At 72.8% G+C, this 7,375-nt stretch carries 6 protein-coding genes and 1 pseudogene; 2 read left to right on the top strand and 5 right to left on the bottom strand.

Translation table 11 applies throughout. The features are described 5' to 3' along the window. Positions 1 to 323 precede the first annotated feature (323 nt). Entirely contained in the window at positions 324 to 1,514 is a 1,191-nt protein-coding gene (locus ACFWBW_RS20425; RefSeq protein WP_385374372.1) for a PLP-dependent aminotransferase family protein, read from the bottom strand. Between the two features lie 133 nt (positions 1,515 to 1,647). Between ACFWBW_RS20425 and ACFWBW_RS20420 the strand changes: the two genes are divergently transcribed. Further along, positions 1,648 to 2,493: a hypothetical protein gene (locus ACFWBW_RS20420; RefSeq protein WP_385374370.1), complete on the top strand. Its 846-nt coding sequence runs from the start codon at positions 1,648 to 1,650 to the stop codon at positions 2,491 to 2,493. A 212-nt stretch (positions 2,494 to 2,705) separates the two neighbouring features. Here the strand turns inward: ACFWBW_RS20420 and ACFWBW_RS20415 are convergent, their stop codons facing one another. The 4 genes from ACFWBW_RS20415 to ACFWBW_RS20400 all read right to left on the bottom strand — a co-directional run bounded on the left by ACFWBW_RS20415 (position 2,706) and on the right by ACFWBW_RS20400 (position 6,977). Continuing rightward, positions 2,706 to 2,915 carry a DUF397 domain-containing protein gene (locus ACFWBW_RS20415; protein WP_385374368.1) on the bottom strand — a complete coding sequence of 70 codons (210 nt, stop codon included), beginning with the start codon at positions 2,913 to 2,915 and terminating at the stop codon, positions 2,706 to 2,708. 187 nt (positions 2,916 to 3,102) lie between these two features. Further along, positions 3,103 to 3,984 carry a helix-turn-helix transcriptional regulator gene (locus tag ACFWBW_RS20410; RefSeq protein ID WP_266878421.1) on the bottom strand — a complete coding sequence of 294 codons (882 nt, stop codon included), beginning with the start codon at positions 3,982 to 3,984 and terminating at the stop codon, positions 3,103 to 3,105. Positions 3,985 to 4,262: 278 nt separating this feature from the next. Next, entirely contained in the window at positions 4,263 to 4,997 is a 735-nt protein-coding gene (locus ACFWBW_RS20405; protein ID WP_385374366.1) for a GPP34 family phosphoprotein, read from the bottom strand. Between the two features lie 141 nt (positions 4,998 to 5,138). Beyond that, entirely contained in the window at positions 5,139 to 6,977 is a 1,839-nt protein-coding gene (locus tag ACFWBW_RS20400) for a hypothetical protein (protein ID WP_385374365.1), read from the bottom strand. Positions 6,978 to 7,008: 31 nt separating this feature from the next. Between ACFWBW_RS20400 and ACFWBW_RS20395 the strand changes: the two are divergent. After that, positions 7,009 to 7,375 (top strand): annotated as a pseudogene (locus ACFWBW_RS20395) (hypothetical protein); the annotation flags it as partial.

Below are 7,375 nucleotides of genomic sequence, written 5' to 3'. Positions count from 1 at the left end.
AGGGGTCCGGGCGCAGCCCGGGGCCCCCGCTTTCAGCCCGTCCGGCGTTTGAGGACCGGGTCAGGGCCGGCCCTGGGAACGGTGGAAGGGCGGGTAGGGGACTTCGCCCCGCAGGGCCGACCACCCGCAGGGCCGACCACCCGCAGGGCCGACCACCCGCAGGGCCGACCACCCGCAGGGCCGACCGGGCCGCCTGGCAGCGGCAGGCGGGCAGGCCGCCGGGCGGCTGGGCAGCCGGCAGCTGGGCAAGTCGGGCAGTCGGGCCGCGGGCAGGCGAGCGGCCCGGCGGGCTAGCCGCGGCAGGCGGCTGCGCGGCTGCGCGGCTACGCGGACAGGCGGCGTAGGCCCTCCTCGATCTCGGTCGGGGTGTGCGTCGTGAACGACAGGCGCAGGGTCCGCGGGTCCGGGGCCGCCGCGAAGAAGGGGGCCCCGGGAACGAAGGCGACACCCCGGGAGGTTGCCGCGCGGAGCAGGGGCATCGCGTCATGGCCTTCGGGAAGGCGGGCCCAGACGAACATGCCGCCCTCCGGCCGGTTCCACGTGGAGCCCGCCGGCAGCGCGGCGGCCAGGCCCGACAGGAGGGCGTCGCGCCGTATCCGGTACGCATCGCGGACCCCGGCCACGTGCGCGTCCAGGTCGGCCGTCCGCAGGTACTCCGCCGCCGCCAGCTGGTCCACCGTCGAGGTGTGCAGGTCCGCCGTCTGCTTCGCGAGCACCGCCCCGCGCAGCAGCGCCGCCGGGGCGCGCAGCCAGCCGAGCCGGAGGCCGGGGGCCATCACCTTCGAGAAGCTGCCGAGGAGCGCGGTGCGGTCCTCGGCTCCCGGGTGCGCGGCGAGCCAGGGCAGGTCGTGTCCCTCGTAGCGGAGGTCTCCGTACGGGTCGTCCTCCAGCAGCCACAGTCCGAGCCGGGCCGCGAGCGCCGCGATCTCCGCGCGTCGGGCGGCGGGGAGGGTGCGGCCGGTCGGGTTCTGGAAGGTGGGGATCGTGTAGAGGAGCTTGGGGCGTTCGCGGGCGACGAGTTCCGCCAGCGCGTCCGGGAGGATGCCCTCGTCGTCGCAGGGGACGGGGATGACCCGGGCGCCGGCGAGGTGGAAGCCTTGGAGCGCCGCCAGGTAGGTGGGGTTCTCGACGAGCACCGCGTCGCCCGGTTCGATCAGCGCGGTCGTGAGCAGATGGAGGCCATGCTGGGAGCCGGTGGTGATCAGCACGTCGTCCCCGGTGGTCGCCAGCCCCCGCCGGTCGATCCGGGCGGCCACCGCCGCGCGCAGTTCGGGGGCGCCCTCGGTGGTCGAGTACTGGAGGGCGCGGCGGGCGGACCGCGCGAAGGCGGCGTCGTACGCGGCCCGCAGGCCCTCGGTGTCGAAGAGTTCGGGCGCGGGCAGGCCGCCGGCGAAGGAGATCATGCCGGGCTGGGCGGTGACGGCGAGTATCTCGCGGACGGCGGAGGGGGCGGTCGTACGGATCCTGGCGGCGAAGGGCGGCGGAGCGGTGGAGGCAGGCGCTGAGACGGGCACGGGGTCTCCTTCGGGAGGCGGGTGCGCGCATCGTAACGGCGGGAAGGTGTAGATGGCACCTATGTATCGGATCGGATATTGAACGGCCGCCAGGGGCTCCCTATCTGACGTTGCATCAGCTAGACCCATTCCCATGACAGCAGACGAGCGGAACACCCGGGCCGACGACTATGCCGAGCTCGCCTCGGTCGGCCCCTACGGAGTCCACCCCGGCCACGCGCTGATCACCATGGTCGAACCGCACCCGGGCCACGAGTTCGCGTACAACCGCTGGTACGAGGACGACCACTACTACGCCGGCGCCATGGCCATGCCCTGGATGTACGCGGGCCGCCGCTGGGTCGCCACCCGCGAGCTCCAGGAGCTGCGCTACCCGGAGAAGTCGGCCGTGGCGCAGCCCGTGACCGCCGGGTGCTACATCTCCACGTACTGGGTCACCGAGGGCCGCTACGACGAGCACATGAAGTGGACCGTCGGCATCAACAAGCGCCTCAACCGCGACGGCCGGGTCTACCAGGACCGCACCCACGTCTTCACCGCGTTCCAGGACCACGAGGCCACCGTCTACCGGGACGGCGCCGCCGGCCCCCGCGACTTCCACGCCCTCGACCACCCGTACGGCGGGCTCGTCGTCCAGGTCGTCGACGCCGAGGGCCCGGAGCAGCGGGCCGAACTGCTGGAGTGGCTGCGCTCGCGCGCCCTGCCGAAGCGGCTGGCCGGTTCACCGGCCGCGATGGTCACGGTCTTCCGGCCGACGCCGCTGCCCGGGGACCGGATGACGTACGTCAAGCAGGTGGAGGGGGTCGATACCCGGCTGACCCTGCTGTGGTTCCTGGAGGACGACCCGCGCAGCTGCTGGGACCGGTTCCAGGGGCTGGACGCGGAGGTCGCGGAGTCGGGGCTGGGGCGGGTGGAGCTGGTGGCGCCCTTCATCCCGACGGTGCCGGGGACGGACCGGTACGTCGACCAGTTGAGGTAGTCCGGGAGTCCGGGAGTCCGGGGGCTCGGTGGTCCGGTGGCCCGGGAGGGCTTCCGGACATGGCCGAGCCCCCTCGGCAGGCGACGGCGGGCCGGTCGAGAGGGCTCCAGTCAGTGGTGCAGGTGGTGCTGGTTGTGCAGGTGCTTCTGGTGGTGCTGTGGAGCGGGTGGCGCTTGTCGTGTGACGGCGGGTCGGGAGGGTCGCCTCGACGTTCAGGCGAGGCGTCCCAGACGGCCCTCGGTCACCTCGGTGACGAACGAGGTCCAGGAGCCGGGCGCGAAGGTGAGGGACGGACCGTCCTGCGCCTTCGAGTCGCGGACCGCGATGGTTTCCATGACGGGGGACTTGACCTCGACGCAGGCGCCGTTGGCGGAGTACGAGGACTTGGTCCAGTTTTCCGTTGCACCTTGACGAATAGCCATGTTTCTCTCCGGTTCAGCGAGTGGTTCCGGTGTCATGTCGGCCATTGCTCCGGCTGACGTGATCGACGCTACCCGCAGCTCCCGTTGTGCGAAGGGGGCGTTCACCCGACCGAGTGGCATATTCCATTCAGGTCTTCTGCCGCCGGGGAGTGACGGTGTACCGTACCGGCCTTTTCGCTGGACCCCACTAACCCTTGCCTGCGAAGTCCTCGATGATCTGCGCGATGAACTGCCTCGTCTGGTCCACGTTGTGGGCCTGTGCACGCAGATGTTCGTACATCACGCTGTATTTCTGGACGTCGTTGGCCTTTTCCAGGTACAGGTCGCTCGTCACGCCTTCGATGTAGACCACCGTCGAGTCCGAGGCGTCCGGGAATTCCAGAATGGCGTACTGGCCGTTGACGCCCGGGTGGGCTCCCACCGAGAAGGGCATCACCTGGACCGTGACGTGCGGCTTCTCCGACTGCTCTATCAGGAACTCGAGCTGGCGGATCATGAGCTGCGCATCGCCCACGTGCCGCCGCAGGGCGGCCTCGTCGATCACCGCCCACAGGCGCAGCGGACCGATCTCGGGATTGCTGTTCTCGGTCTCGTGCAGCCGCTTCTGGCGGTGCATCCGGACCTGGACGCGCTTCTCCACGTCGACGGGAGCCGTCTCCGGCCACGCGCCGCGGACGAGCGATTGGGCGTACTCCGGGGTCTGGAGCAGGCCCGGGATCACCAGGGGTTCGTAGGTGCGCAGGCTGGCGGCGTCCGTCTCCAGGCCGATGTAGACGCTGTACGGGATGTCGCCGAAGGCGTGCCACCAGCCCTGCTGGCGGGAATCCTTGGCCATCTGCATGAGGGAGTCGACGAGCCGCCTGTCCTCGACCTCGTAGACGTCGCACAGATCGCGGACGTCGCGCTGGCTGATGGAACGGCGGCCGTTCTCCAGCCGGCTGATCTTCGACTGGGAGACGAGCAGGCGTTCCGCGACCTGCTCGGCCGTCATGCCTTTGTCCTCGCGCAGTTTGCGCAACTCCATGCCCAGTCGGCGGCGTCGGACGGTGGGATTGACATTGGACGCCACGTGAACGGCACCTCCGCCTTCTTCTCGTGCTGTCTCTCTGCGTGTCTGATGCTGAGCAGACTGCCACCGAAGCGTGTGACCTCGCTGGGGAACGGCCCGGAAAAGCAAACGCGCGGGGCGGCGGGGCCGGCGTACCGGCCTCGCCACCCCGCGCGCTGGCGGCTTCCGGGCCGGGTCCTGGGGACGCCGGCCACGGTGATGGCGTTACGTGTGCTGCGGTGTTGCTGGTGTTGCGGGTGGTGCGTGTACTGCGTTGTGCTGCCTGCCCCGCCGGTGGATCAGTGCGCGGCCGCGCGGGCCATCGCACCGGTCCGGCGCGGCTGCAGCGCAGCGGCTGCCGCCGTTGCCCTTGCGGGCTGGGCCGGTGCCCGGTCACGGCGCGGCTGTGCGGCCACGCCGTTCTGGACGTCCATGACGGCGTGCGCCACCAGTCCGCCCATCGGGTCGTGCCGGATCAGGTCCCGGAGCCGGGACCTGGACGACCGCCCCTCGTTGCCGGGGTACAGGTGCTTGCCGAGTCCGACCGCGTGGGCCAGAGCGGCAAGCGCCGCGGTCCGCGGGTCCGGCGGTACACCGGTGCGGATCGCACTGTCCAGCCGGCCACGGATCTCCCGGCTGATCGCTGTGTCGGTCGCTTGGTAGCGAGTCGTCGGCAGCACCCCGCACATCTGGCCCGCGACGGCATGAACCATGCCGCAACGCTCCAGGTGAGCGAGGTAAATCTGACGGAGCCCCAGTCGGGGTCCGCCGATCCAGTGGACCGCCCGAACCGGGCTGCCGCGCCTGCGCAGCAGTTCCAGTGCGGAGTCCAGAGTCGGATCTCCTGTCGGCCGTGGCATCACCACGGCGATACGATCCCCATCAGGGGCTATCCGTCCTGCCAGAGCCAGCTCCACTAGCTGTGCCCCGGCCAGGCCGAGGTCGAGCGACTGCGGCTGCGCCGTGGTACCCGTGGCCGGGTCCAAGGCGAGCAGCAAAAGCTCCTCCGGAATCGTTCTGCGGCTCTTGCCCATCCATGCCTCCCCGCGTGGATGAGTGACAGGGTGACGCCTCTCACATTCATCTGTCGAGAGTGCCTGGCCGCTTTGTGCGGGAACCGTCAGCTATGTCGTTCTCGTCTAGCACGGGGGCGATGCCCCCTAGACGGGACACTGTTAGACATTCGGACAGCCGGACGTGAAGGCGAACGAGGAGGAACTGGTGGCGGGCGAGTCCCCCGACAAGTCGGTTGATGAAGGAACGTCGGGGACGACGGAGTCGTCCGAGGGGCGTGACCCGAGGGCGTCGCTGTTCCGCCCGAGGGACTCGGAGGACGGGTCCGCGGACCGCGATCCGCTGCGAGACGCGGTGGCCGCGTGGGTGGCCACGGCGGAGACCTCGCCCTCCGGGGACGAGCCGTCCGACGCGCCGGCCGCTCCGGCCGCTCCGGCCGCGCCGGCCGCTCCGGCCGCGCCGGGCGCGCCGGGCGCGGAGACCGAGGTCTCCGAAGCCCTCCCCGCGGATGCGGATCCCGCTGCTGATGCCGATGCCGATGCCGATGCCGAGGGTTCGGCTCCTGGCTCGAGTTCGGCGTCGGATTCCGCTTCGGGGTCCGGGGGTGGCGGGTCCGCCGGCGCAGGCTCGGTCGAGAGCGAGCGCACGGCGGTGTTCCGCACCGTGACGCCCCCGGCCGCCAAGTCCCTTGCGTCCGCTCCGGCTGACCCTGACGCCGCTTCCGAATCCGATTCCGCTTCCGGGCGTGCGGGTGCCTCGGGTGCCCGCGCCGCCGCCGTCGATGGTGGGAGCGCGGCCTCGTCCCGTACCGCGACACCTCCGGCAGCCGCCGACCAGCAGCCGTCTTCCGGTTCCGCTTCTGGGGTCGGCTCCTCGGGCACGCCTGCGGGCGGCGACCGTACGACGGCCTTCCGTGCCGTGACCCCTCCGGCCGACGCGGACCCTTCCGCGGGTTCGGCCCCGGGCGAGTCCGCGGCTGCCGCCGGGTCGGCCGGGAGCGACCGTACGGCCTCGTTCCGCACAGCGACCCCGCCGGCCGGTACGGGGCTTCCCGCGGATTCCGCTTCGGGCGCCGACCGGGCACGCGGCGCCTCGGACCAGGTCGACAGCGAGCGCACCGCGGTGTTCCGTACGGTCACGCCGCCGCAGGCCGCCACCGGCCGCCCGGCAGGTTCCGCTTCGGCACGCTCCGGCGAGCCCACGGCCACCCCCACCGACCCCGCCGACAGCGACCGCACGGCCGTGATCCGCATGCCGGTCACCCCGGCCTCGGCTGCGCCGCCCTCCGGTACCCCGGCTTCGGGCGCGTCTGCCTTCGGTACCCCGGCCTCGGGTACTCCGGCTTCGGCTTCGGCGTCGGGCACCCCGTCCTCCGGCACCCCGGTTTCGGGCACTTCGGCTTCGGTTTCGACGTCGGGCACCTCGGCCTCGGGCACCTCTACTTCGGGTACCCGGGCTTCGGCTACCCCGGCCTCGGGTACCCGGGCTTCGGGTACCTCGGCTTCGGGTACCTCGGCTTCGGGTACCTCGGCCTCCGGTACCTCGGCCTCCGGCACCTCGGCTTCGGGTACCTCGGCCTCCGGCACCTCGGCTTCGGGTACCTCGGCCTCCGGCACCTCGGCCTCCGGCACCCCGGCCCCGGCCACCTCGGCCTCCGGCCAGGCCCCGGCCACCTCGGCCTCCGGCACCCCGGCCCCGGCCACCCCGGCCTCCGGCCAGGCCCCGGCCACCCCGGCCTCCGGCCAGGCCCCGGCCACGCCGGCTGCGCCGGGCACTCCGGCGACCCCGGGTAACCCGGCCTCTTCGGGCCCCCGGGGCTCCGCCGGCACCCCGGCTCCTTCGGCGACTCCGGGTGCTCCGGGCGCCTCGGGCACCCCGGCGGCTTCGGCCCCCCGGCCCTCTACGAGCGCCCCGGGCAACCAGCCGACCTCGGGCGGCCAGGTGCCTCCGAGTGCTCCGGGCGCCCCGGCGGCTCCGGCCCCCAGGCCCTCCGCGAGCACCCCGGGCAACCAGACGACCCCGGGCGGTCAGGTGGCCCCGAGTGCTTCGGGCGCTCCGGGAACCCGGGCCCCCGCGGGCGCCCCGGGCAACCAGGGGACCCCGGGCGGCCAGACGCCTCCGCGGACCCCGGCCGGCTCCGGTGACCCGCGTACCGCTGGTGGCACCGGCTCCGGCGAGCCCTCCGACAGTGAGCGGACCGCCGTGTTCCGGGCGGTCAAGCCCGGCTCCGGTGCCGGGACCGCTCCGGGTGGCCAGGCGGAGGACAGCGAGCGGACGGCCGTGTTCCGGGCGGTCAAGCCGCCGGCTCCGGCCGCCCCGGCCGACGACGAGCCCTCCGACAGCGAGCGGACCGCCGTGTTCCGGGCCATCAAGCCCGGCACCGCCCAGCCGGGCACGG

It is taken from the genome of Streptomyces sp. NPDC059957 (genome assembly GCF_042730015.1).
Taxonomy (GTDB): Bacteria; Actinomycetota; Actinomycetes; order Streptomycetales; family Streptomycetaceae; genus Streptomyces.
Note: the sequence above shows the minus strand (reverse complement) of the source record. Positions and strands in the feature narration are given on the sequence as shown.